We start from the raw sequence: 22,744 nt of genomic DNA, 5'->3' as shown, positions 1-22,744 counted from the left end.
ACTGTCGTTCCATGCCACGCCGCACCGCGACGATGCTCGCCTCCACCCTCGTGCTGATCGCGCTGCTCTGCGCCGGGGTGCTCATCAAAGTGCCGTACTCCGAGATGTCTCCCGGGCCCACCGTGAACACGCTCGGCGACTCCGGCGGCGAGCCGGTGCTGCAGATCTCGGGCCACAAGACCTACCCGACGACCGGTCACCTCAACATGACGACGGTCCGGGTCACCGGCGCGGACTACCGGATGAACCTCGTCGAGGCCGTCTACGGCTGGCTCGCGCACGACAGCGTGGTCGTCCCGCACGACACGCTGTACCCGGACGGCAAGACCGACGAGCAGTCCAACCAGGAGAACGCCGAGGAGTTCAGCCAGTCCCAGGAGAGCGCCAAGGTGGCGGCCCTGAACGAGCTGGGCATCCCCGTCAAGAGCTGGGTCATCGTCTCCTCGGTGGTCAAGGGCAGCCCGGCCGAGGGCAAGCTGCACGCCGGTGACGCCATCAAGGCCGTCGACGGCACCGCGGTCACCAAGCCGGCCGACGTCGCGGCGCTCGTCACCCGGCACAAGCCCGGCCAGAACGTGGTGTTCACGATCATCCCGGCGAAGGACGCGGAGGCCGCCAAGAAGGCGGGCAAGCAGCCCGAGGGCGGCGAGAAGATCACCATCACCACGGAGAAGGCGCAGGACGGCGACCGGGCCATCGTGGGCATCCAGGCCGGAACCGACCACGCCTTCCCGTTCACGGTCGACATCAAGCTGGCCGACGTCGGCGGGCCCAGCGCGGGGCTCATGTTCTCGCTCGGCATCGTCGACAAGCTGACGCCGGAGGACCTGACGGGCGGCAAGTTCGTCGCGGGCACCGGAACGATCGACGACGCGGGCAAGGTCGGCCCGATCGGCGGCATCGAGATGAAGCTGATCGGCGCGCGCCAGGCCGGCGCGCGCTACTTCCTGACGCCCAAGGACAACTGCGCGGCCGCCGCGGCGGACATCCCCTCGGGCCTGACCCTGGTGAAGGTCGACTCGATCCACGACGCCCGGCAGTCCCTGGACAAGATCCGTACGGGGGACACGGCCGGGCTGCCGAGCTGCTCGGCCAAGTGAGGCGGGCCGCGCCCCCGCGGACCCGCTAGGCGAAGGTCGCGGCCAGCGCCTCGGCGAGGCCCGGCACCAGGTCGGGGCCGGTCAGGACCTCCGTGGCGGAGTCCTTCTCGCGCAGCCGGATGGCGGACTCGCGGGCTCCGCCGCGCAGCACCGCCACCGTCATCCGCACCTCCTGGCGGTCGGGGTGGGCGGCCACCCATTTGGCGAGTTCCTTGTCGCTCAGGCCCTCGGGCACGGAGGTCTCGGCGGACGGCGGCAGCATCAGGCGCTCGACCGTGAGCGCGCAGCCGGCGACCGAGTCGGGCCAGGCGATGGTGCCGAGGAACTTGTCCAGCGGCTTGTTCCGCGGGATCTCCTCCTGCTCGATCGGGGTCAGGCCGGAGACCTGGGCGTCGTCGGCGGTGGAGACCAGGCCCGGCGCCTGGGCACGGAGCTTCGCGGTGTCGACGAGCGCGAAGAGGCGGGCCGGCTTGTCCCAGCCCAGACCGGATGCGTACTCGTCGATTTCGAGCACCGCGCGGGTGAGCGGGCTCGCGGCCATCGGGGGACCGGAGGGGGAAACGTTGGACATGGACAACATCCTGCCCTCTTTCACCCTCCGATCGGGAACTGAGTAAAGCCTCAGTAAGTTGCATGAGTGGGCTCTACGATCGCGGGGCCCGCCCATACGACAGCGAACTTCGAGGTGCGCACCTTGGCTTTCCAGATGCCGGACCGCGGCTCAGGCCCGTCCGGGCCACGGATCAGAGTCGGCCGGCCGTCCCGCCGGGTCCGGACCCTGCTGATGACACTGGGCGTTCTGGCCGTGCTTGCCATGGCCTTCGTCATGTTCGCGGGGTTCTGGACCGACTGGCTCTGGTACCGCTCGGTCCACTACTCGTCGGTCTTCACCACCCAGCTGTGGACCAAGATCGGACTGTTCTGCGTCTTCGGACTGCTGATGGCGGTGGCCGTCGGCCTCAACATCTGGCTGGCGCACCGGCTGCGGCCGCCGCTCAGCGCGATGTCCCTGGAGCAGCAGAGCCTGGACCGCTACCGGATGGGCATCGCCCCGTACAAGAAGTGGATGCTGCTCGGGATCACCGCGATCATCGGGCTCATCGCCGGTGCCTCCGCCTCCGGTCAGTGGCGCACCTGGCTGATGTGGGTCAACGGGGTGCCGTTCGGCCAGAAGGACCCGCAGTTCAAGCTGGACGTGTCGTTCTACGCCTTCGACCTGCCCTGGTACCGCTTCATGCTCGGCTTCGGTTTCGCCGCCGCCGTGCTCTCGCTGATCGCCGCCGCCCTCACGCACTACCTGTACGGCGGTCTGCGCATCACCAGCCCGGGCGCGCGCGCCACGGGCGCGGCCACCGGGCACCTGTCGGTGCTGCTCGGCGTCTTCGTGGTGCTGAAGGCGGTGGCGTACTGGCTGGACCGGTACGGCCTCGCGGTCAAGTCCAGTGACTTCAAGGCGACCAACAACTGGACGGGCCTTCGGTACGTCGACGCCAACGCCTACCTCCCGGCGAAGACCATCCTGTTCTGCATCGCGGTCATCTGCGCCGTGCTGTTCTTCGCCACCCTGTGGCGGCGCACCTGGCAGCTGCCCGTCATCGGCTTCGGCCTGATGGTGCTGTCCGCGATCCTGATCGGCGGGCTCTACCCGGCGATCGTGCAGAAGTTCCAGGTCCAGCCCAACGAGCAGGCCAAGGAAGCTCCGTACATCCAGAAGAACATCGACGCCACGCGCAAGGCGTACGGCATCGACAACGCGGACGTGACGGACTACAAGGGCACCACCGACGCCAAGGACAACCCCAAGCTGCGCGCGGACGCCGACACGGCGGCCAGCTACCGGCTCATCGACCCGAACGTGGTCTCGCCCGCCTTCCAGCAGCTCCAGCAGCAGCGGAAGTACTACCAGTTCCCCTCGACCCTGGACGTGGACCGCTACACGGACAAGGACGGCAAGGAGCAGGACACCGTCATCGGGCTGCGCGAGCTCAACCTCAAGGGCATCGACAAGCGCAACTGGATCAACGACCACTTCACCTACACCCACGGCTTCGGCGCCATCGCGGCCAAGGGCACCAGCGTGGACGACAACGGCGCGCCGGACTTCACCGAGTCGGGCCTGCCCACCAGCGGCCAGCTCGCCTCCGGCTACGAGCAGCGCGTCTACTACGGCGAGAAGACCGACCAGTACTCGATCGTCGGCGGGCCCCAGAAGGAGCTCGACTACGAGAGCGAGGGCAAGGGCCAGGTCACGACGAGCTTCGCGGGCAAGGGCGGCGTGAGCCTGTCCAACCCGTTCAACCGGGCCGCGTACGCCGTCACCTTCAACGAGCCGCAGATCCTCTACTCGGGGGCCATCGGCAAGGGCTCGAAGATCCTCTACAACCGCACCCCGAAGGACCGCGTCGAGTCGGTCGCCCCCTGGCTGACCATCGACGGTGACGCCTACCCGGCGGTCGTCGGCAAGCGCATCCAGTGGGTGGTCGACGCGTACACGACGACCAACGGCTACCCCTACGCCTCGCGCACCACGCTCGGCGAGACGACCACCGACTCGCTGACCGACAACCAGCGCGCGGTGATGGCCCAGCAGAACCAGGTCAACTACATCCGCAACTCGGTGAAGGCGACCGTCGACGCGTACGACGGCACGGTCACGCTGTACCAGTGGGACGACAAGGACCCGGTCCTCAAGACCTGGATGAAGGCGTTCCCCGGCACGGTGAAGGCCAAGTCCGAGATCCCCGGCGAGCTGCTCTCGCACCTGCGCTACCCGCAGGACATGTTCAAGGTCCAGCGCGAGCTGCTGACCCGCTACCACGTCACCAACCCCGCGCAGTTCTACAGCGGCAGTGACGCCTGGCAGGTGCCGGACGACCCGACCAACAAGGACAACAGCGCGGTCCCGCCGTACTACCTGTCCATGAAGGTGCCGGGCGCCGAGGCCGAGGGGAAGAAGTTCTCGCTGACCACGACGTTCACGCCCAACGGCCGGCCCAACCTGGGCGGCTTCATGGCGGTCGACGCGGACGCCGCGAGCAAGGACTACGGCAAGATCAGACTGCTCCGGGTCACCGACAACGTGCAGGGCCCGCAGCAGGTGCAGAGCAAGCTGAACGGTCTGCCGGAAGTCGCCGAGTTCGTACGGAACCTGAGAGGCACCGACTCCGAGATCGACTACGGCAACCTGCTGACCGTGCCGCTCGGCGGGGGCTTCCTCTACATCGAGCCGGTGTACGCCCGGGGCGGCAGCGCCAACTACCCGCTCCTGAAGAAGGTCGGCGTCTCCTACGGCGACAAGACCGTCTTCAAGGACAACCTGGCGGACGCGCTGAGCGCGGTCTTCGGAGCCGACGGGGCCACCCCGCCGCCCACCACGACCCCGCCGACCACACCGCCCACCACCACCCCGCCGGCCTCCGGCAACGCGACGGTGGACCAGGCCATCAAGGATGCCCAGAAGGCGTACGACGACGGCCAGAAGGCGCTCGCCAAGGGTGACTGGAAGACCTACGGCGACGCCCAGAAGGCGCTCCAGGACGCCTTGCAGCGGGCGGCCGACGCCGAGGCGAAGGCGGCGAAGCCCAAGAGCTGACCCCGGCGGGACGCGGCCGGCCCGGACAGCCCGGGCCGGCCGCCGTCCGCTCCGGGCTGGTCCGGGCACCCCCGCGCACCGTGGTAGCGTTCTGTTCACCGACGCGGGGTGGAGCAGCTCGGTAGCTCGCTGGGCTCATAACCCAGAGGTCGCAGGTTCAAATCCTGTCCCCGCTACTCACTGACGAGGGCCCGGATCCTTTCAAGGATCCGGGCCCTCGTCGCGTTCGCGCCGGGTGCCGCCGACGGTCCGATTGCGGTTGGCCGGAACCCGCCGGTGTGAAAGCTGGTCTTGCCAGGGGGAGTTGGGTACAACGGGTTTGGCTTGTCTCTCTGTGGGCATGTCGACAAAACGCTGAAGTGACCTCACTGGCTGCGGTATACCAGGTGTACGCGGGTTGCGGGTGGTGCGACGATGGTATTTATGGGGGACAGGGCAACTCTGTTGGAGACAGGGCGGTTTGTGCAGACACGCTCCGATGAGGATGCTGACACCGCTGACGCCGAGACCGAGGCGCGGCACCGGCGTGCCGCCGACGGCGGCGACGCCGAGTCGATGAGCGTGCTCGGTTCGCTGCTGCTGCGCCGCGGCGACCTCGACAGCGCCGAGCCCTATCTGCGCGGCGCCACCGCCGAGGGCGACCGGGCCGCCGCCAACAACCTGGGTGTCCTGCTCCACCAGCGCGGCTACACGGACGAGGCGGCCGGCTGGTGGCGCATCGCCGCCGTCGCCGGATCCGCCGCCGCCGCGCACGCGCTGGGCCGGCACTACCGCGAGCGCGGCGACGAGCCCGCCGCCGAGTACTGGCTGCGCCAGTCCGCCGAACAGGGCCACGCGCTCGGCGCTTACGCCCTCGCCGACCTCCTGGAGCACCGCAGCGACGTCGGCGCCGAGCGCTGGCTGCGCGCCGCCGCTGAACAGGGCCACCGCGAGGCCGCCTACCGGCTGGCCCGGCTGCTCGACGGGCGCGCTGACGGCGAGTCGGCCGGTGAGGGCCCCGGTGACATCGCTGTCGGCGAGGCGGCCGAGGGCGAGGGCCCGGCCGAGGACGCCGAGCCGTGGTACCGGCAGGCCGCCGCCCGCGGCCACCGCCGGGCCGCCCTGCACCTCGGCGCGATCCTGGAGAAGCGCGGCGAGCTCAAGGAGGCGGGCCGCTGGTACCTGACGTCCGCCAAGGACGGCGAGGCCAAGGCCGCCTGCGCGCTCGGCTTCCTGCTGCGCGACGCCGGCGACGAGGAGAGCGCCGCCGTGTGGTGGCTGCGCGCCGCCCAGGACGGCGACGGCAACGCCGCCAACGCGCTGGGCGCGCTGCACGCGGCGCGGGGCGAGCAGCAGACCGCCGAGCGCTGGTACCGGGAGGCGATGAACGCCGGGGACGTGAACGGCGCCTACAACCTGGGGCTGCTCTGCGCCGCCCAGAACCGCACGGCCCAGGCCGAGCAGTGGTACCGCAGAGCCGCCTACTCCGGGCACCGCGAGGCCGCCAACGCGCTCGCCATCCTGCTGCTCCAGGCCGGGGACGCGACCGGCGCCGAGCCCTGGTTCTCCAAGGCCGCCGAAGCCGGCAGCGTGGACGCCGCCTTCAACCTCGGCATCCTCTACGCCGGGCGTGACGACGACCGTACGGCCCTGAAGTGGTACGAGCGGGCCGCGGCCGCCGGGCACACCGACGCGGCCCTCCAGGTCGGCATCGCGCTGCTGCGAGACGGCGAGGAGCAGGCCGCCGAGCGCCATCTGCGGTGCGCGGCGGGCGGCGGCAGCGCCGAGGCCGCCTTCCGGCTCGCCACCCTGCTCGACGCGCGCCAGCCCCCGCCGGGCCCGCCCGCGCTCGGCGAGCCGATGGCCGAGAAGACCGAGTGCGAGGAGTGGTACGAGCGGGCCGCGCAGCAGGGCCACCGCCGGGCCCAGGTGCGGGTCGGCATGCTCGCGGCCGCCCGGGGCGACCTGGAGGCGGCCGCGCGCTGGTACGGGGAGGCGGCCGAGGCGGGCAGCCGCAACGGCGCCTTCAACCTCGGGCTGCTGCTCGCCCGTGAGGGCCGCGAGCGCGAGGCGGCCCTGTGGTGGACCCGGGCCGCGCACGCCGGGCACGGGCGGGCCGCGCTGCGCCTCGCGCTGCTCGCCGCCCGCCACGGCGAGCTGACCGAGGGGCAGCGCTGGTGCGCGAAGGCGGTCGAGCTGGGTCCCGCGGAGGTCGCCGAGCGCGCGGCGCGGCTGCGCGAGGCGCTCCACCAGGAGCTCACGGCCTAGTCCTCGGGGATTTCCCCGGGACCGGGGAACAGATTTGCGCTGGTCGGCGGCGTCCCGTAAGGTTGTGTTCACCGACGCGGGGTGGAGCAGCTCGGTAGCTCGCTGGGCTCATAACCCAGAGGTCGCAGGTTCAAATCCTGTCCCCGCTACTTGCAGGCTGAGGCCCGAATCCTTTGGGGGATTCGGGCCTCAGCCGTTTTTCGGCGCCAGTGGTGCTCGGCGCTGCGTGCCCAAAGAACCAAAGGAGAAGCCCCCGGCCGGTGGCCGGGGGCTTCATCGTGTTCCGGGGCGGCGGGTCAGGCCGCGGCGCAGTTGGGGCAGGTGCCCCGGTAGGTGACCTCGACGGCGGCGATCGTGAAGCCGAACCGCTCGGCGTCCGGCAGGTCGGCCAGCGGGTTGCCTTGCGGGTGGACGTCGCGGATCGCGCCGCACTGGGCGCAGACCAGGTGCTGGTGGGGGCGGTGCGCGTTCGGGTCGTAGCGCTTGGCCCGGCGGTCCGTGGAGACCTCCAGGATCTCGCCGAGGGTCACCAGCTCGCCCAGCGTGTTGTACACCGTCGCCCGGGAGATCTCGGGCAGCCGCTCCACCGCGCGCGCGTGCACCTCGTCCGCGGTCAGGTGCACGTGGTCGCCGTCGAGGACCTCGGCCACGACGCGCCGCTGTGCGGTCATGCGCCAGCCGCGGCCGCGCAGTCGCTCCAACAGGTCACTCATGACAACCAGCCTAACAGGGGAAGGCCCCCAGTTCCGAACGGGTGTGGCTTTGGATGCTTACTTGACTTAGACATTGTCCATTGTAGGATCGATTCCGCAGACAACGAGGGACAGGACTCGCAGGACATGACGCAGGAGGCGCACGTGACACAGGGACCGCTCACGACGGAGGCCGGCGCGCCGGTGGCCGACAACCAGAACAGCGAGACCGCGGGCGCCGGCGGTCCGGTCCTGCTCCAGGACCAGGCCCTCCTGGAGAAGCTGGCCCACTTCAACCGCGAGCGGATCCCGGAGCGCATCGTCCACGCGCGCGGCGCGGGCGCCTACGGCACCTTCACGCTCACCCGTGACGTCTCGCAGTGGACGCGCGCCAAGTTCCTCTCGGAGGTCGGCAAGCAGACCGAGGTCTTCCTCCGCTTCTCCACGGTGGCCGGCAACCTCGGCTCCGCCGACGCCGTGCGCGACCCCCGCGGCTTCGCGCTGAAGTTCTACACGGAGGAGGGGAACTACGACCTGGTCGGGAACAACACGCCCGTCTTCTTCATCAAGGACGCCATCAAGTTCCCCGACTTCATCCACACCCAGAAGCGCGACCCGTACACGGGCAGCCAGGAGGCCGACAACGTCTGGGACTTCTGGGGCCTGAGCCCCGAGAGCACCCACCAGGTGACGTGGCTCTTCGGCGACCGCGGCATCCCCGCGACCCTGCGCCACATGGACGGCTTCGGCTCGCACACCTTCCAGTGGAACAACGAGGCCGGCGAGGTCTTCTGGGTCAAGTACCACTTCAAGACCGACCAGGGCATCAAGAACCTCACCCAGGCCGAGGCCAACAAGCTCGCCGGTGAGGACCCCGACAGCCACCAGCGCGACCTGCGCGAGGCCATCGAGCGCGGTGACTTCCCGTCCTGGACCGTGCAGGTGCAGATCATGCCGGCGGCCGAAGCGGCGACCTACCGCTTCAACCCGTTCGACCTCACCAAGGTGTGGCCGCACGGGGACTACCCGCCGATCGAGATCGGCAAGCTGGAGCTCAACCGCAACCCGGAGAACATCTTCGCCGAGGTCGAGCAGTCGATCTTCAGCCCGGCGCACTTCGTCCCCGGCATCGGTCCCTCCCCGGACAAGATGCTCCAGGGCCGCCTCTTCGCGTACGGCGACGCCCACCGCTACCGCGTCGGCATCAACGCCGACCACCTGCCGGTGAACCGTCCGCACGCCACCGAGGCGCGCACCAACTCCCGTGACGGCTACCTGTACGACGGCCGCCACAAGGGCGCCAAGAACTACGAGCCCAACAGCTTCGGCGGTCCCTTCCAGACCGACCGCCCGCTGTGGCAGGGCAGCGCGGTCACCGGGGTCACCGGCAACACCGAGGCGCCGGTGCACGCCGAGGACAACGACTTCGTCCAGGCCGGAAACCTCTACCGGCTGCTCTCCGAGGACGAGAAGGCCCGTCTGATCGACAACCTGGCGGGCTTCATCGCCAAGGTGTCGCGCGACGACATAGCCGAGCGCGCGATCAACAACTTCCGCCAGGCGGACGGTGACTTCGGCAAGCGGCTCGACGCCGCGGTCCAGGCCCTTCGCGGCTGACACGCGGGCCGCTCGCCGAGGATGAACAGAAGGCCGGACTCCCTTCGGGGGCCCGGCCTTCTGGCGTGGTGCCCCGTGCTCAGCCGGCCAGCGCGGCCTCGCGCCGTGCCGGGGCCCAGCAGCGGATGATGTCGCGGACCGAGACGACGCCGACCGGTCCGTGGTCGTCGAGCACGATCAGATGCCGGAAGCCGCCGTGCGTCATGGCCTCGGCGGCCTCGACGAGGGTCCAGGCCGGCGCCGCGAACACGACGTCGGTGGTGGTGTGTTTGCTCACCGTCTCGTGGTCCGGGTCCTGGCCCAGGCCGACGGCGTTGAGGATGTCGCGTTCGGTGAGGATGCCGACGCCGCTGGTGTCGGGGTCGAGGACGATGGCCGCGCCGACCCGGCGTGCGGACATCAGGCGGGCCGCCTGTCGGAGGGTGTGGGCAGGTCCGATGGTGAGGACCATCGTGCTCATGGCGTCACGGACCAGCATGGATGGAGCCACCTCCTTGGTGGATTCGGCTCCCGGCGCGGCCGGACGACACCCGCTCCGGAAGGAATTCACAAATTCACAAGTGGGGGGACTCCTAGAGTCGCATCCGGATCGGCCGTCAACAAGAGGCTGGTAGAGGCCAGCAGAGGGGCGCGCAAAAGTACGACTCACGCCCCTCGGGCGCCTCAGGCGTGGCGCTCCCGGGCCCGGAAGACGGCTCGCGGGGCCGCGGTCACGGCTGGGAGGTGTCGCCGAGGTAGCCGAGCAGCTCCTCGTGCAGCAGGCCGTTCGACGCCGCCGCGTTGCCGCTGTGCGGGCCGGGCCGGCCGTCCAGACCGGTGAAGACGCCCCCGGCCTCCTGCACCACGATCACGTTCGCCGCCATGTCCCACATGGACAGCTCCGGCTCGGCGCAGAAGTCCACCGCGCCCTCGGCGACCATCATGTAGGGCCAGAAGTCGCCGTACGCCCGGGTGCGCCAGCACTCCCGGGTCAGGTCCAGGAAGTCGTCCAGCTTGCCCCGCTCCTCCCAGCCGCTCAGCGAGGAGTACGAGAACGACGCGTCGGCCAGCTTCGAGACGCTGGAGACCTTCAGCCGCGTCGCCGAGGTCAAGCTGCGGCCGGTGAACGCGCCGTGGCCCTTCGCCGCCCACCAGCGCCGGTTGAGGGCGGGCGCCGAGACGACGCCGACGACCGGCTGGAAGCCGTGCTCGCCCGCTTCCATCAGCGAGATCAGGGTCGCCCACACGGGCACGCCCCGGACGTAGTTCTTGGTGCCGTCGATCGGGTCGACCACCCAGCGCCGCGGGCCCGTGCCCTCCAGGCCGTACTCCTCGCCGAGGATCGCGTCGCGCGGCCGCGCCCGTTGCAGATGCCTGCGGATGACCTCCTCGGCCGCCTTGTCGGCCTCGCTCACCGGCGTCATGTCCGGCTTGGTCTCGACCTTCAGGTCGAGGGCCTTGAACCGGTCCATGGTGGCCGCGTCGGCGGCGTCCGCGAGGACGTGGGCGAGACGCAGATCATCGTGATAGTCGGGCATGGTCACCACCGTAGCGATCGCCCGGGGTGCGGACCACAGTGCCCGCACTCCGGACGCCCCGCGCGCCCGCCCCCGGCGCCTATTGACAGTCCCTCCGGGCGCGTCAACTCTGAACTCGGAGCCGCTCGCACGGCCTCGGGGGCTCGGGAGGCGACCATGCCCACAGCGCGGGAATCCTTGCTGGACGCCGCCGTCTCGGCGCTCGCGGGGCTGCCCTGGTCGGGAGTCAGGATGGTGGACGTGGCGTCCGCCGCCGGGGTCTCGCGGCAGACCCTCTACAACGAGTTCGGAAGCAAAGAGGGTCTGGCCCGCGCGCTCGTGCGCCGGGAGGCCGATGTTTATCTGCGCGGCGTCGACAGAGCGCTCGCCGAACGCCCCCACGCATCTCCCACAGGCTCCGAAGCAGGGCGGACCCCCATCCCGCCGACCGACCGCCTGGTCCACGTCGCCGAGTGGACGGTGGTCTCGGCCCGCTCCAGTGCCCTGGTACGGGCCCTGCTGACGGGCTGCTGGGGCGAACGCCTTCCGGTGCCCTCGGTGCGTACCACCGCCGCCGTGTCCGCGGTCCCCGCCCAGCGGCGCGCCGACGCCGGCGTGCCCGGCCCCGCCGAACTCGTGGCCGCGGTACGGGACCGGGCGCTCGCCGCGCTGGAGAAGGAGGTGCCGGGCGCCGACCCCGTCGAGCTCGGACGGTTCTGCGAGACGGCGGTGCGGCTCGGCCTGTCCTGCGTCGTGGCCCCGCCCGGACGGCCCGAGGGGCACGCCGGATACATCCGCGCGGTGCTCGCCCGGCTGCCGGTGCGGGCGGTGGGCTGACCGCCCCCTGATGTGACGTTCCCTCAACCGGCGCGCGGGCGTGGGTCAGTGGGCCGAGCCCGAGATCTGGAGGCCGATCACGCCCACGATGACCAGGGAGATCGACACCAGCTTGAGCGTGGAGACCACGTCGCCGAGGAAGACCATGCCGTAGATCGCCGTGCCCGCCGCCCCGATGCCCGTCCACACCGCGTACGCCGGACCCACGTCCAGCTTCTTCAGGGACAGCGTCAGGAGACCGAACGAGCCGAGCGCGAACGCGGCGAAGGCGATCGTCGGCCAGAGGCGGGTGAAACCGTGCGACAGCTTCAGGCAGACGGCGAAGCCCGTTTCGAGGATTCCCGCCACCACGACCAGCAGCCACGCCATGTCCAGGGCCTCCCACAACGCATCGTCGTCGCTGACTGCATGGTCAACACTTGGTGCGATTATGCAACGGAGGGCATGCACACGCCCCTGGAAACAGGTCAGTCGCCCTCGCGTCGCTCCCGCGTCGCCAGCAGTCGGCGCAACGAGTACAGCCGCGCCGGATCGGCGTGACCGTCCGCCACCCACTGGTCGAGCGCGCACTCGGCCTCGTCGTGGCTGCACGCGCGCGGACAGTTCTCGGTGCCGGGCACGAGGTCGGGGAAGGCCAGGATCACCCGCGAGGGATCCACGTGGTGCAGGCCGAAGGACCGTACGCCGGGAGTGTCGATGACCCAGCCGCCGTCCGGGCTGTCCAGCGGCAGCGCGAGCGCCGAGGTGGTGGTGTGGCGGCCGCGCCCGGTGACCGCGTTGACATGGCCGGTGACGCGCCGCTGCGCCTCCGGTACGAGCGCGTTGACCAGGGTCGTCTTGCCGACGCCGGAGTGGCCGACGAACGCCGTGACCCGGCCGTGCAGTTGCTCGCGCACCCGGTCCGCCGCGTCGCCCTCGTACAGCTCCTCGCGCGAGGTCACCACGTACGGGACGCCCAACGCGCCGTACATCTCCAGGAGTTCGTCCGCCGGGGCCAGGTCCGACTTGGTCAGGACCAGGAGCGGTTCGAGGCCGCCGTCGTACGCCGCCACCAGGCAGCGGTCGATGAGGCGGGGCCGGGGCTCGGGGTCGGCGAGGGCGGTGACGATGGCGAGCTGGTCGGCGTTGGCGACGACCACGCGCTCGTACGGGTCGTCGTCGTCGGCCGTGCGCCGCAGCACCGAGGTGCGCTTGCCGATCCGTACGATCCGGGCGAGCGTGTCCTTCTTGCCGGACAGGTCGCCCACGATGTCGACCCGGTCGCCCACCACGGCCGCCTTGCGGCCCAGCTCGCGGGCCTTCATCGCGGTGATCCTGCGGTCGTCGACCAGGCACGTGAGGCGCCCGCGGTCGACGGTGAGGACCATGCCCTCGGCGGCGTCCTCGTGCTTGGGGCGGATGCTGGTGCGGGGGCGGTTGCCCTTGGGGTTCGGGCGGACGCGGATGTCGTCCTCGTCCGGGTTCTTGCCGTAGCGGCGCATGATCCTAGGTCCCGCTCAGCTTCCGGACCCTGCCAGCATCGAACTCCACATGTCCGGGAAGTCGGGCAGCGTCTTGGCGGTGGTCGCCACGTTCTCGATCCGCACGCCCTCGACGGCGAGGCCGATGATCGCGCCCGCGGTGGCCATCCGGTGGTCGTCGTAGGTGTGGAAGATCCCGCCGTGCAGCGGGCGCGGCCGGATGTGCAGACCGTCCTCGGTCTCGGTCACGTCGCCGCCGAGCTCGTTGATCTCCTTGGTGAGCGCGGCCAGGCGGTCCGTCTCGTGCAACCGCAGGTGGGCGACGCCGCGCAGCGTGGACGGCGAGTCGGCGAGCGCCGCGACGGCCGCGATGCCGGGGGTCAGCTCGCCGACCTCGCTCAGGTCCACGTCGATGCCGTGGATGCGGCCGGAACCGGTGAACACCAGGCCGCGGTCGGCGAGTTGGCAGGTGCCGCCCATCTCCGTGAAGATCTGGCGCAGCTGGTCGCCGGGCTGGGTGGTGCGCACCGGCCAGTCGGGGATGACGACCGTGCCGCCCGTGACCAGGGCCGCGGCCAGGAACGGCTGGGCGTTGGAGAGGTCGGGCTCGACGGTCAGGTCGCGGCCGAGCAGCGCGGAGTGCGAGACGCGCCACACGTTCGGCTCGCCGCCCGTCTCCGGCTCGTCGACCTGGGCGCCCACGCAGCGCAGCATGTCGACCGTCATCCGGATGTGCGGCAGGGAGGGCAGCCGGCCGCCCACGTGACGCACCTCGACGCCCTGGTTGAAGCGGGGCGCGGAGAGCAGCAGGGCCGAGACGAACTGCGAGCTGGAGGAGGCGTCGATCTCCACCCTGCCGCCTTCGAGGGCGCCGGCGCCGTGCACGGTCATCGGGAGCGCGCCGCGGTTGTCGTCGTCGATGCGGGCGCCGAGCGCGCGCAGACCGTTGATCACGCCGCCGAGCGGACGCTCGTAGGAGCGCGGGTCGCCGTCGAAGCGGACCGGGCCGTCGGCGAGGGCGGCGACCGGGGGCAGGAAGCGCATGACGGTGCCGGCGTTGCCGACGTCGACGGTGGCCGGGCCGTGCAGGCCGGCCGGGATCACCCGCCAGGCCTCGCCCGAGCCGTCGGGGCCCACGCCCTCCTCGATGCCGACGCCCAGGGTGCGCAGCGCCTCGGCCATGAGCAGGGTGTCGCGGGAGCGCAGGGGGCGGCGCAGCCAGCCGGGCTCGGCGGCCAGCGCGGCCAGGACGAGCCCGCGGTTGGTGACCGATTTCGATCCGGGCACGGTGACCGTCGCGTCGACGGTTTTGCTCGCGAGGGGGGCGGGCCAGAGGGCGGGGTGCACGGGCGTTTCGGTCATGGACCTCACTTTAGTGGGGCCGTCCGCTAGAGACCGAGCAGCCAGCGGCCGCCGCCGATCAGCGAACAGACAGAAACGGCGTGGAAGAGGAAGAGCCAGAGCGCCGGTGGTACGTGGGTGAGCCGGGCGAGCTGGTCGGCGTCCGAGTCCCCGTCGTTGTACCGACGGCGCTTGGCCTGGAGCTCGAACGCCGGGCGCACGCCGCCGAGCAGCAGGAACCACACGGCCGTGTAGGCGAAGGCCGACTGGACGTCGGGATCGGTCAGCCAGGAGATGAGCAGGAACGCCGCGCCGGTCACCACGACGGTCAGGACGCCGTACGCGTTGCGGATCATCACCAGCATGGCGAGGAGCAGGGCCGTCGCCAGCCAGAGGAAGAGGGTGACGTGGTGGGCGGCGAGCAGCCAGGCGCCGCCGAGCCCGAGGAGCGGGGGAGCGGTGTACCCGGCCGCGGCCGTGAGGATCATGCCCGGGCCGTGCGGCTTGCCGCGGCTCACGGTGAGGCCGCTGGTGTCGGAGTGCAGCCGGATGCCGTCGAGGCGGCGGCCGGTGAGCAGCGCCACCAGGCCGTGGCCGCCCTCGTGGGCGATGGTGATGGCGTTGCGGGACAGCCGCCACAGGCGGTGCGGGACGACGGCGGCGAGCGCGGCTATGCCCGTCGCGACGACCAGCCACGGGGCCGGTGCGCTCTGGGTGCCGAAGAGCTGGAGGTCTTGCAGCGCGGACATTTCTGGGACGGCTCCTCATGGGGTCTCGGCGCCGTGGCAGTGTGGCACCTATGTGCGGACGGTATGCAGCGAGTCGCAGGCCCGAGGATCTCGCAGGAATCTTTGAGGTCGAGAAGTGGGATCCGGCGGAGATCGTGGAGCCCGATTGGAACGTGGCCCCGACGAAGGAGGTCTACGTCGTCCTGGAGCGCCCTCTCAAAGACGCCGCGGACCCCGCTCCGGTTCGGCAGCTGCGCAGGCTGAAGTGGGGGCTCGTCCCCTCCTGGGCGAAAACTCCCGAGGGCGCGGCCCGGATGATCAACGCGCGGGCCGAGACGATCCACGAGAAGCCGTCGTTCAAGAAGGCCTTCGCCGCCCGCCGCTGCATCATCCCGGCGGACGGCTACTACGAATGGGTCACCGGCGTGGCCGAGCGCGAACTGGAGGTCGAGGGGAAGCGGAAGCGGCCGCGCAAGCAGCCGTACTTCGTGACCCCGGCGGACGGCTCGGTCTTCGCGATGGCCGGGCTCTACGAGTTCTGGCGCGACCGCACGCTGCCCGACGACCACCCCTCGGCCTGGTGGGTGACCTGCTCGGTGGTCACCACCGAGGCCGAGACGGGGCCGCTCGGCGTGGCCCCGGCCGAGGGGCCCGGCTCGCTCGCCGAGATCCACCCCCGGATGCCGCTGATGCTGACGCCGCAGAAGTGGGGCGCCTGGCTCGACCCCTCCCACACGGACCCGGAGTCGCTGCGCGGCCTGCTGGCGCCGCCGCCGGGCGGTCTCATGCGGGCCTACCCGGTGTCGACGGCCGTCAGCAACGTGCGCAACAACGGCCCCGAGCTCCTGAAGGAACTGGAGGGCCCCGAGGAGGGCACCCTGTTCTGACATGTCGCGCGCCGCTCCGGGCGGACCGGCGGCAGGATGGCCCCGTGACCGAGAGCGAGATCGTCGAGACCGGCGCCGGTGAGGCGCGCATCACCTGGCACCCCGCGAAGAAGGCCCGCTTCGTGCTGGCCGTCAGCCACGGCGCGGGCGGCGGCATCGAGGCCCGCGACCTGCGGGCGCTGGCCGCCGCCCTGCCGCCGCTCGGCGTGAGCGTGGCCCTGGTGGAGCAGCCGTGGCGGGTGGCGGGCAAGAAGGTGGCCCCGGCGCCGAAGACGCTGGACACCGGCTGGCGCGACCTGTGGCCGGCGGTGGCGAAGAAAGGGCTGCCCGTCGTCGCGGGCGGCCGCAGTGCCGGGGCGCGGGTGGCCTGCCGCACCGCGGCGGAACTGGGCGCGGCCGCGGTCCTCGCCCTGAGCTTCCCCCTGCACCCCCCGGGCAGGCCGGAGAAGTCCCGGGCGGCGGAGCTGCTGGGGGCGGGCGCGCCCACCCTCGTGGTGCAGGGCGGCTCCGATCCCTTCGGGAAGCCCGCCGAGTTCCCCGAAGGGGCGTACGAGCTGGTGGAAGTGCCCTTCGCCGACCACGGGTTCGCGGTGCCCAAGCGCGCCCCGCTCGGGCAGGAGGAGGCGGTCGAGGTGATCACCGCGGCGGTCGGCACCTGGTTCGGCGCGCTCTCCGCCTGAGTGGCCCCGCGCCGGGAATGCGCGCCGCGGGGCCACTGTTATGGCCGACGTAAGGCGTACGCAGACCAGATGTGGAGAGGGAGTCCGTCGCATGGGTTCGACCATCTGCCCGAGCCGCGAGGCCGCCGCCGACCTGGAGTGGACGGTGCTTTCCGCGGCCAGGACGGCTCCTATTCGAGCGGCGGGCGGAGTGGATCGTCGTCTATCCTCCGATTCGAGTGGGTCCGCATTCGGGCCCAGCACACCGTTCGAGGAGGTGGGTCCGGTCACAGGGACCGACGACGGCCACGTGGAAGAGACCACCGCCGAGCGCAACGCGCGCTTCGAGCGGGATGCCCTCGGCTACCTCGACCAGATGTACTCGGCCGCCCTGCGCATGACGCGCAATCCGGCCGACGCCGAGGACCTGGTCCAGGAGACGTACGCCAAGGCGTACGGGTCCTTCCACCAGTTCCGCGAGGGCACCAACCTGAAGGCTTGGCTCTACCGGATTCTCACCAACACCTTCATCAACTCCTACCGGAAGAAGCAGCGCGAACCCCAGCGCAGCGCCGCCGAGGAGATCGAGGACTGGCAGCTGGCGCGGGCCGAGTCGCACATGTCGACGGGTCTGCGCTCCGCCGAGTCGCAGGCGCTCGACCACCTGCCGGACTCGGACGTGAAGGCGGCCCTCCAGGCCATTCCGGAAGAGTTCCGCATCGCCGTGTATCTCGCGGACGTAGAGGGCTTTGCGTACAAGGAGATCGCGGACATCATGGGTACACCCATCGGTACAGTGATGTCCCGGTTGCACCGGGGCCGCCGCCAACTGCGCGGAATGCTGGAGGACTACGCCCGTGACCGCGGGCTCGTCCCGGCCGGCGCCGGCGAGTCGGACGAAGCGAAAGGCTCGGGCTCATGAGCTGCGGAGAGCCGCACGAGACGGACTGCTCTGAGGTCCTGGACCATCTCTACGAGTTCCTCGACCACGAGATGCCCCCCACGGACTGCGACAAGTTCGAGGTGCACTTCGAGGAGTGCTCGCCGTGCCTGGAGAAGTACGGCCTCGAGCAGGCCGTGAAGAAACTGGTGAAGCGCTGCTGCGGCTCGGACGACGTGCCGAGCGACCTGCGCTCCAAGGTGATGGGGCGCATCGACCTCATCCGCTCCGGCCAGGCCGTGCCCGAACAGGACATCGTCACCGGAGAGGTGCCGACGCTCCGACCCGAGTGACCCGGGCGGCCCGCCGCTGTGACGCGGGCGATCCGGCGCGGATGATCTGAGACGGTGAACTGCCGCCCGCGGCAGGACAGTTGAGAGCGGCCACGACGACCCGTCGTGGCCGCTCTGCCGTGTCCGCGGCCCCAGACGGCGCCCCACATCACCCGAAGGTGCTAATCCGGGTGGCTCGAAACCCCCTATTCCGACCATGCGCCTGACCGCCGCCGTGCACGGGCCTATCCTCCCGAAGCTGTACGCAACGGGCTGCCCGGGCGGATGGGGAGGTGGGGGCCATGGCGGAGCCGCGGGGGCTGCGGGACGTTCCGGCGGGGGCGCGCATCGCCGTCGTGGGCGCCGTCGCGAGCGCGGGCGCGTGTGCCCTGCCCGTGCTGCGCCCGGGTGTGCCCTGGGCGGCCGTGTCGCTCCTGGCGGGCCTGTACGCGCTGTGCGAGTGGCCGCCGCGCTGTCCGGTGCTGGCCGGCCGGGTGAGCGTGCCGATCGCCTCCGGCTCCTTCTTCCCCGTGCTGCTCGCCGCCGCCTTCCTGCTCCCGCCCGCCGCCGCGGCCCTCGTCGCGGTGCCGGGCGCGCTGCTCGCGCACGTCGAGGAACAGCCGCGCCGGGTGCGCCGGGCATGGCGGGCCGCCCAGCTGGCCCTCGCGACCTCGGCGGCGGCCCGCGCGCACCAACTGCTGGGCGGGCGCGACGCGTTGGGCGGACGCGGGAGCGCCGCCGCCCCCGACTTCCCGTACGCCCTGCTGCCCGCCGGGGCCGCGGCCCTGGTCTTCTGCCTGGTGCTGACCGCCCTCGACGGCCTCATCCTCGCCACCGCCGAGCGCCGCCCGGCCCGCACCGCCTGGCGCGGGCTGCTGCTGCGCTCGCTCGCCCCGCACTGCGTGCACGGGCTCGCGGGCCTGATGATGGCCGTGCTGTGGCGCAGCCGGTTCGGAGCCCCGGCCGCCCTGTTCGTCCTGCTCCCCATGTACATCTCGTGCTGGGTCTTCGCCCAGTACCACCGCGAGCGCGCCGCCCACCAGGCCACCATCCGCGCTCTCGTCCAGGCCGTCGACATCAAGGACCGCTACACCCGCGGCCACAGCGAGCGGGTCGGCCGGGCCTCGGAGATGATCGCGCGCGAACTCGGCATGGAGGAGGGGCGGCTGGAGGTCATCCGGTTCGCCGGGATCCTGCACGACGTCGGGAAGCTCGGGGTGCCCACCCGGGTGCTCCGCAAGGACGGGCCCCTCACCCCCGAGGAGCGTGCGGTGATCGAACTGCACCCCGAGTACGGCCACGAGATGGTGCGCGGCATCGGCTTCCTCGGCGAGGCCCGCGCCGCGATCCTGCACCACCACGAGCGGCTCGACGGCAGCGGCTACCCCTACGGGCTCGCGGGCGGCCAGATCCCCGAGGCCGCGCGGGTGGTGGCGGTGGCCGACGCCTTCGACGCGATGACGTCCACCCGCTCCTACCGGCGGGCCCGACCGGTCGCGGCCGCCGTCGCCGAGCTGGAGCGCTGCGCGGGCGCGCAGTTCGATCCGCGGATGGTCGGCGGACTGGTGCGGGCGCTGGGCCGGTACGGATGGCACGTGGAGGTCACCGCGGACGAACCGGCATCCCCGGCGGCGCGCGGAAACGTGCCTCCACCCCGGCCGGTGCGGGCGCCCGCGGAGGGCCCGTTCCCGGCCCCGCCCCCTCCCGAAGCGGGCCTGCGCCCCTCGAAGTCCCCAGGGGCCTGAAATGATCGCCGTCACCCACACCCTCGCCGGGCTGCTGACCGCCTGGGCGCTCGCGGCGACCCTGCGCGACGGGCTCGCCGAACCCGCGACCGCGGCCGCGTTCGGCGCCCTCATCGTGGTGGGGGAGCTCGCCCGCTGGGGGGCCGGGGACGGCGAGCGGGACCCGGCACCGCTCGCCTCGGCCGGGGCGCTGGCCTATGCGCTGCTCGGCCAGAACGCCGGGCACGCCACCGGGCACGGGGTGCTCCAGGTGATCGCCGTCGTGGTGGCGGCGGCCCTCCTCGGCTCCGTGCCGCACGTGGCCGTCGGGCGCGGGCCGAGCGCGGACCAGATGGCCCGGCGGGTGCTCACGGTGGCCTTCGCGGCCGTCTGTTTCCAGCCGCTCTACAACTCCGGGCGCCTGGACCACTGGTTCGGGCGCGGGCCGTACTTCGCCCTGGTCCTCCTGCTGCTGCTCGTGCTGACCGCGCTGTGCGACGCGGTCGTCGCCGCCCTGCTCCTGTACGCCCGCACCCGCTATCCCTTCGGGCCGGTCCTGCGCGACGAACTGCGCGGGCTGCTCGGCATCGGGTCCGCCGTGTGCGCCACCGGCACCGTGATCGCCCTCGCGGTCGCCGTCGCCGGGCTGTGGGCGCTGCCGGTGTTCTGCGTACCGCTGCTCCTGACCCAGCTGGCCTTCCGGCGGTACGCGGCCGTACGCACCACCTACCGCCAGACCATCACCTCGCTGGCCCGTGCCACCGAGGTCGCCGGATACACGCAGCCGGGCCACGCCCGCAGGGTCGCCGAGCTCAGCCGGGCCGTCGGGCGCGAGCTCGGGCTCAGCGAGAGCGAGCTCACCGTCCTCGAGTACGCGGCGCTCATGCACGACATCGGCCAGCTGTCCCTGCTCGACCCGGTCCCCGCCGGAGCCACCGCCGTGCTGCCCGCCGCCGAGCAGCGCCGCATCGCGCTCCTCGGCGGCGCCGTCGTGCGCCAGACCGGGGTGCCCGCGGACGTGGCGGTCATCGTCGAGCGGCAGGCCGACCCCTACCGCGAGCAGCCGCTGCCCGCCGGCATCGTCCGCGCCGTCAACGCGTACGACGACCTCGCGGAGGGCGCCGCGGGCCCCGGAGGGTCACTGAACGCGCTCGAACAGCTGCGCCTGGGCACCGGCCGTGACTACCATCCCCGGGTTGTCGAATCCCTGGCACGCGTGCTGGCCCGGGGCTGTCTGACCCGGGTACCACCTGGGTAACCCAGGAGTAATGAGCGGCCTTCCGGCTGGGCATGGTTGGATGCGAAAAGAACCCAGAAAACTGGGAGACCGTAAGACCGACCCGGTAGTCGGGGCCGGTCTGGGCAGGCGGGAATCGTGAGGATCTTCGGCAAGGGACGGCACCGGCCCTCCGCCTCGTGGCGGCAGGCCACAGACCGTGCGTTCACGCTGATCGGCGACGGCCGGTACGAGGACGCCGGGGCGCTGCTGACGCGCGCCGCGGACCTGGAACCGTGGCTGTCCGAGTCCTGGTTCAACCTGGCGCTGCTGCACAAGTTCCGGCACGACTGGGAGCAGGCGCGGGCCGCCGGGCTGCGCGCCGTGGCCCTGCTGGACAAGGAGACCGGGGCCCCCGACTGGTGGAACGTCGGCATCGCGGCGACCGCGTTGCAGGACTGGCCGCTGGCCCGCCGGGCCTGGCAGGCGTACGGCCTGAAGGTCCCGGGCGAGGCCACCGGCAGCGGCGAGCCCGTCGGCATGGAGCTGGGCAGCGCCGCCGTGCGGCTTTCGCCGGAGGGCGAGGCCGAGGTGGTGTGGGGGCGCCGGCTCGACCCGGCCCGCATGGAGGTCCTCTCCATCCCGCTGCCGTCCTCGGGCCGCCGCTGGGGCGAGGTCGTGCTGCACGACGGCGTCCCGCACGGCGAGCGCACCACCGCGGCGGGTCCCTCGTTCCCGGTCTTCGACGAGATCGAGCTGTGGGCGCCCTCGCCCGTGCCGACCTGGGTGGTCCTCCTGGAGGCCGCCACCGAGGACGACCGGGACGCCCTGGAGCGCCTCGCCGCCGACGCCGGCTTCGCCGCCGAGGACTGGTCGTCCTCCGTGCGCCTGCTGTGCCGGGCCTGCTCGGAGTCCGAGATGCCCAGCGACGAGGGCGACGGCGAGCACCTCGACCCGCACGACCACAGCGAGCCCGGCCACCCCGGCCCGCTCGGCCACCGCACCAACGGCGACCTGTGGGTGCCGGAGCGCGAATGCGGCATCGCGGCCCCCGCCGGGCTGGTGCGGGGCCTCCTCGACGGCTGGGTGGCCGACAACCCCGACAGCCGGGAGTGGCGGGATCTCGAAGAAGTCTGCTGACCCGCCCCGTAGGCTGTACGGGTTCGGAATCGGGATTTCAGGAAGGCTTACGGCGGACATGGCGCAGCAGGAGACGGACCAGCAGGTCGAGAACGACGGGTTCGTCGTGGACACGGAGGACTGCGAGGCGCGCGAGCTGGCCTACCGCGAACGCGGCACCGCCCGCCCGATCACGGTCGTCGGCAACCCGGTGCTCCACAAGGAGTGCAAGGACGTCACCGAGTTCGACGGGGAGCTGGCGCGCCTCGTCGACGACATGTTCGCCAGCCAGAAGGCGGCCGAGGGCGTGGGCCTGGCCGCCAACCAGATCGGCGTGGACCTCAAGGTCTTCGTCTACGACTGCATGGACGACGAGGGGGTGCGGCACGTCGGCGTCGTCTGCAACCCGGTCCTCGAAGAGCTCCCGGCCGAGCTGCGCGTCCTGGACGAGTCCAACGAGGGCTGCCTGTCCGTGCCGACCGCGTACGCCGAGCTCGCCCGCCCCGACTACGCGGTGGTCACCGGCCAGGACGCCGAGGGCAACCCGATCAAGGTGCGCGGCACCGGCTACTTCGCCCGCTGCCTCCAGCACGAGACGGACCACTTGTACGGGTACCTCTACATCGACCGCCTCTCCAAGCGCGACCGCAAGGACGCGCTGCGTCAGATGGCGGAGGGCACCCCGCGGTACGAGGTCGTCCCGAACGACTGAGCCCGGGAGCACGTCAAAAGGGGCCCCGCACCATGCAGGTGCGGGGCCCCTTTTTGCGGTTTGGCTGCGGACCGTGCGTGGCTGGTCGCGCAGTTCCCCGCGCCC

General features: G+C 71.7%; 21 protein-coding genes and 2 tRNA genes. 15 read left to right on the top strand and 8 right to left on the bottom strand.

What is annotated here, in order from left to right; translation table 11 throughout:
• The first annotated feature begins 11 nt into the window (after positions 1–11).
• The gene (locus AC07F3_RS20905) at positions 12–1,100 is read left to right on the top strand and encodes a YlbL family protein (protein ID WP_479115974.1); all 1,089 of its coding nucleotides are present in this window, start codon (positions 12–14) and stop codon (positions 1,098–1,100) included.
• Positions 1,101–1,125: 25 nt separating this feature from the next.
• Here AC07F3_RS20905 and AC07F3_RS20900 read toward each other — a convergent pair whose 3' ends face one another.
• Positions 1,126–1,671 carry a PPA1309 family protein gene (locus AC07F3_RS20900; protein ID WP_479115973.1) on the bottom strand — a complete coding sequence of 182 codons (546 nt, stop codon included), beginning with the start codon at positions 1,669–1,671 and terminating at the stop codon, positions 1,126–1,128.
• A 135-nt stretch (positions 1,672–1,806) separates the two neighbouring features.
• On the opposite strand from AC07F3_RS20900, the gene AC07F3_RS20895 reads away from it, so the two are divergent.
• From AC07F3_RS20895 to AC07F3_RS20880, 4 genes are all read left to right on the top strand, one after another.
• On the top strand, positions 1,807–4,692 hold the full coding sequence (locus tag AC07F3_RS20895; RefSeq protein ID WP_479116267.1) for a UPF0182 family membrane protein: 2,886 nt from the start codon (positions 1,807–1,809) through the stop codon (positions 4,690–4,692).
• Between the two features lie 102 nt (positions 4,693–4,794).
• Positions 4,795–4,868 (top strand) — tRNA-Met (locus AC07F3_RS20890).
• Positions 4,869–5,106: 238 nt separating this feature from the next.
• A complete protein-coding gene (locus tag AC07F3_RS20885) occupies positions 5,107–6,939 on the top strand; it encodes a tetratricopeptide repeat protein (protein ID WP_479115972.1) in 1,833 nt (610 codons plus the stop codon).
• Positions 6,940–7,014: 75 nt separating this feature from the next.
• Positions 7,015–7,088: transfer RNA gene (locus AC07F3_RS20880), tRNA-Met, on the top strand.
• A gap of 147 nt (positions 7,089–7,235) precedes the next feature.
• Here AC07F3_RS20880 and AC07F3_RS20875 read toward each other — a convergent pair.
• Positions 7,236–7,652, bottom strand: a complete 417-nt coding sequence (locus AC07F3_RS20875; protein WP_469497851.1) for a Fur family transcriptional regulator — start codon at positions 7,650–7,652, stop codon at positions 7,236–7,238.
• A gap of 126 nt (positions 7,653–7,778) precedes the next feature.
• On the opposite strand from AC07F3_RS20875, the gene AC07F3_RS20870 reads away from it, so the two are divergent.
• Positions 7,779–9,248: a catalase gene (locus tag AC07F3_RS20870; protein WP_479115971.1), complete on the top strand. Its 1,470-nt coding sequence runs from the start codon at positions 7,779–7,781 to the stop codon at positions 9,246–9,248.
• 79 nt (positions 9,249–9,327) lie between these two features.
• Here AC07F3_RS20870 and AC07F3_RS20865 read toward each other — a convergent pair whose 3' ends face one another.
• Together AC07F3_RS20865 and hisN are read right to left on the bottom strand one after the other, a co-directional pair.
• Complete coding sequence (locus AC07F3_RS20865) at positions 9,328–9,726, bottom strand: CBS domain-containing protein (RefSeq protein WP_479115970.1); 399 nt, start codon at positions 9,724–9,726, stop codon at positions 9,328–9,330.
• Positions 9,727–9,958: 232 nt separating this feature from the next.
• Positions 9,959–10,765, bottom strand: coding sequence for a histidinol-phosphatase (hisN, locus tag AC07F3_RS20860; RefSeq protein ID WP_479115969.1), 807 nt, complete (start codon positions 10,763–10,765; stop codon positions 9,959–9,961).
• Positions 10,766–10,921: 156 nt separating this feature from the next.
• On the opposite strand from hisN, the gene AC07F3_RS20855 reads away from it, so the two are divergent.
• Positions 10,922–11,581 (top strand): TetR/AcrR family transcriptional regulator, encoded by a 660-nt coding sequence (locus tag AC07F3_RS20855; RefSeq protein WP_479115968.1) that lies wholly within the window; start codon positions 10,922–10,924, stop codon positions 11,579–11,581.
• Between the two features lie 45 nt (positions 11,582–11,626).
• Here the strand turns inward: AC07F3_RS20855 and AC07F3_RS20850 are convergent, their stop codons facing one another.
• The 4 genes from AC07F3_RS20850 to AC07F3_RS20835 form a co-directional block, all read right to left on the bottom strand.
• Positions 11,627–11,950, bottom strand: coding sequence for a DMT family transporter (locus tag AC07F3_RS20850; protein ID WP_114038981.1), 324 nt, complete (start codon positions 11,948–11,950; stop codon positions 11,627–11,629).
• Positions 11,951–12,048: 98 nt separating this feature from the next.
• Positions 12,049–13,062, bottom strand: a complete 1,014-nt coding sequence (rsgA, locus tag AC07F3_RS20845) for a ribosome small subunit-dependent GTPase A (RefSeq protein ID WP_469835044.1) — start codon at positions 13,060–13,062, stop codon at positions 12,049–12,051.
• 15 nt (positions 13,063–13,077) lie between these two features.
• Entirely contained in the window at positions 13,078–14,403 is a 1,326-nt protein-coding gene (gene aroA, locus AC07F3_RS20840) for a 3-phosphoshikimate 1-carboxyvinyltransferase (RefSeq protein WP_479115967.1), read from the bottom strand.
• Positions 14,404–14,429: 26 nt separating this feature from the next.
• Complete coding sequence (locus AC07F3_RS20835; RefSeq protein WP_479115966.1) at positions 14,430–15,131, bottom strand: M50 family metallopeptidase; 702 nt, start codon at positions 15,129–15,131, stop codon at positions 14,430–14,432.
• 50 nt (positions 15,132–15,181) lie between these two features.
• Here AC07F3_RS20835 and AC07F3_RS20830 point away from each other — a divergent pair, with 50 nt between their 5' ends.
• The 8 genes from AC07F3_RS20830 to def all read left to right on the top strand — a co-directional run bounded on the left by AC07F3_RS20830 (position 15,182) and on the right by def (position 22,639).
• Positions 15,182–15,997, top strand: coding sequence for an SOS response-associated peptidase (locus AC07F3_RS20830; RefSeq protein WP_479115965.1), 816 nt, complete (start codon positions 15,182–15,184; stop codon positions 15,995–15,997).
• A gap of 44 nt (positions 15,998–16,041) precedes the next feature.
• Positions 16,042–16,677, top strand: coding sequence for an alpha/beta hydrolase family protein (locus AC07F3_RS20825; RefSeq protein ID WP_479115964.1), 636 nt, complete (start codon positions 16,042–16,044; stop codon positions 16,675–16,677).
• A 256-nt stretch (positions 16,678–16,933) separates the two neighbouring features.
• Positions 16,934–17,578 carry a sigma-70 family RNA polymerase sigma factor gene (locus tag AC07F3_RS20820; protein ID WP_167157084.1) on the top strand — a complete coding sequence of 215 codons (645 nt, stop codon included), beginning with the start codon at positions 16,934–16,936 and terminating at the stop codon, positions 17,576–17,578.
• Positions 17,575–17,889: a mycothiol system anti-sigma-R factor gene (gene rsrA, locus AC07F3_RS20815; protein WP_479115963.1), complete on the top strand. Its 315-nt coding sequence runs from the start codon at positions 17,575–17,577 to the stop codon at positions 17,887–17,889. The genes AC07F3_RS20820 and rsrA overlap by 4 nt, the downstream gene beginning before the upstream one ends.
• A gap of 299 nt (positions 17,890–18,188) precedes the next feature.
• The gene (locus tag AC07F3_RS20810; protein ID WP_479116266.1) at positions 18,189–19,613 is read left to right on the top strand and encodes an HD-GYP domain-containing protein; all 1,425 of its coding nucleotides are present in this window, start codon (positions 18,189–18,191) and stop codon (positions 19,611–19,613) included.
• A gap of 1 nt (position 19,614) precedes the next feature.
• A complete protein-coding gene (locus tag AC07F3_RS20805) occupies positions 19,615–20,850 on the top strand; it encodes an HD-GYP domain-containing protein (RefSeq protein WP_479115962.1) in 1,236 nt (411 codons plus the stop codon).
• Positions 20,851–20,967: 117 nt separating this feature from the next.
• The gene (locus tag AC07F3_RS20800) at positions 20,968–21,948 is read left to right on the top strand and encodes a tetratricopeptide repeat protein (RefSeq protein ID WP_479115961.1); all 981 of its coding nucleotides are present in this window, start codon (positions 20,968–20,970) and stop codon (positions 21,946–21,948) included.
• 58 nt (positions 21,949–22,006) lie between these two features.
• A complete protein-coding gene (gene def, locus AC07F3_RS20795; protein WP_479115960.1) occupies positions 22,007–22,639 on the top strand; it encodes a peptide deformylase in 633 nt (210 codons plus the stop codon).
• Positions 22,640–22,744: the final 105 nt, after the last annotated feature.

This window comes from Streptomyces sp. NPDC045846 (assembly GCF_056431605.1).
The sequence above is the reverse complement of the archived record's forward strand: the minus strand, read 5'-3'. Positions and strand labels throughout refer to the sequence as shown.

Bases quoted from the DNA above. Each gene is read 5' to 3' on its own strand.
- AC07F3_RS20835 (WP_479115966.1), bottom strand. From the start codon at position 15,131: ATGTCCGCGCTGCAAGACCTCCAGCTCTTCGGCACCCAGAGCGCACCG.
- AC07F3_RS20895 (WP_479116267.1), top strand. From the start codon at position 1,807: ATGCCGGACCGCGGCTCAGGCCCGTCCGGGCCACGGATCAGAGTCGGC.
- AC07F3_RS20870 (WP_479115971.1), top strand. From the start codon at position 7,779: ATGACGCAGGAGGCGCACGTGACACAGGGACCGCTCACGACGGAGGCC.
- aroA (WP_479115967.1), bottom strand. From the start codon at position 14,403: ATGACCGAAACGCCCGTGCACCCCGCCCTCTGGCCCGCCCCCCTCGCG.
- AC07F3_RS20830 (WP_479115965.1), top strand. From the start codon at position 15,182: ATGTGCGGACGGTATGCAGCGAGTCGCAGGCCCGAGGATCTCGCAGGA.
- rsgA (WP_469835044.1), bottom strand. From the start codon at position 13,062: ATGCGCCGCTACGGCAAGAACCCGGACGAGGACGACATCCGCGTCCGC.
- AC07F3_RS20865 (WP_479115970.1), bottom strand. From the start codon at position 9,726: ATGCTGGTCCGTGACGCCATGAGCACGATGGTCCTCACCATCGGACCT.
- AC07F3_RS20875 (WP_469497851.1), bottom strand. From the start codon at position 7,652: ATGAGTGACCTGTTGGAGCGACTGCGCGGCCGCGGCTGGCGCATGACC.
- rsrA (WP_479115963.1), top strand. From the start codon at position 17,575: ATGAGCTGCGGAGAGCCGCACGAGACGGACTGCTCTGAGGTCCTGGAC.
- hisN (WP_479115969.1), bottom strand. From the start codon at position 10,765: ATGCCCGACTATCACGATGATCTGCGTCTCGCCCACGTCCTCGCGGAC.
- AC07F3_RS20885 (WP_479115972.1), top strand. From the start codon at position 5,107: ATGGTATTTATGGGGGACAGGGCAACTCTGTTGGAGACAGGGCGGTTT.
- def (WP_479115960.1), top strand. From the start codon at position 22,007: ATGGCGCAGCAGGAGACGGACCAGCAGGTCGAGAACGACGGGTTCGTC.
- AC07F3_RS20900 (WP_479115973.1), bottom strand. From the start codon at position 1,671: ATGTCCAACGTTTCCCCCTCCGGTCCCCCGATGGCCGCGAGCCCGCTC.
- AC07F3_RS20805 (WP_479115962.1), top strand. From the start codon at position 19,615: ATGATCGCCGTCACCCACACCCTCGCCGGGCTGCTGACCGCCTGGGCG.
- AC07F3_RS20855 (WP_479115968.1), top strand. From the start codon at position 10,922: ATGCCCACAGCGCGGGAATCCTTGCTGGACGCCGCCGTCTCGGCGCTC.
- AC07F3_RS20850 (WP_114038981.1), bottom strand. From the start codon at position 11,950: ATGGCGTGGCTGCTGGTCGTGGTGGCGGGAATCCTCGAAACGGGCTTC.
- AC07F3_RS20905 (WP_479115974.1), top strand. From the start codon at position 12: ATGCCACGCCGCACCGCGACGATGCTCGCCTCCACCCTCGTGCTGATC.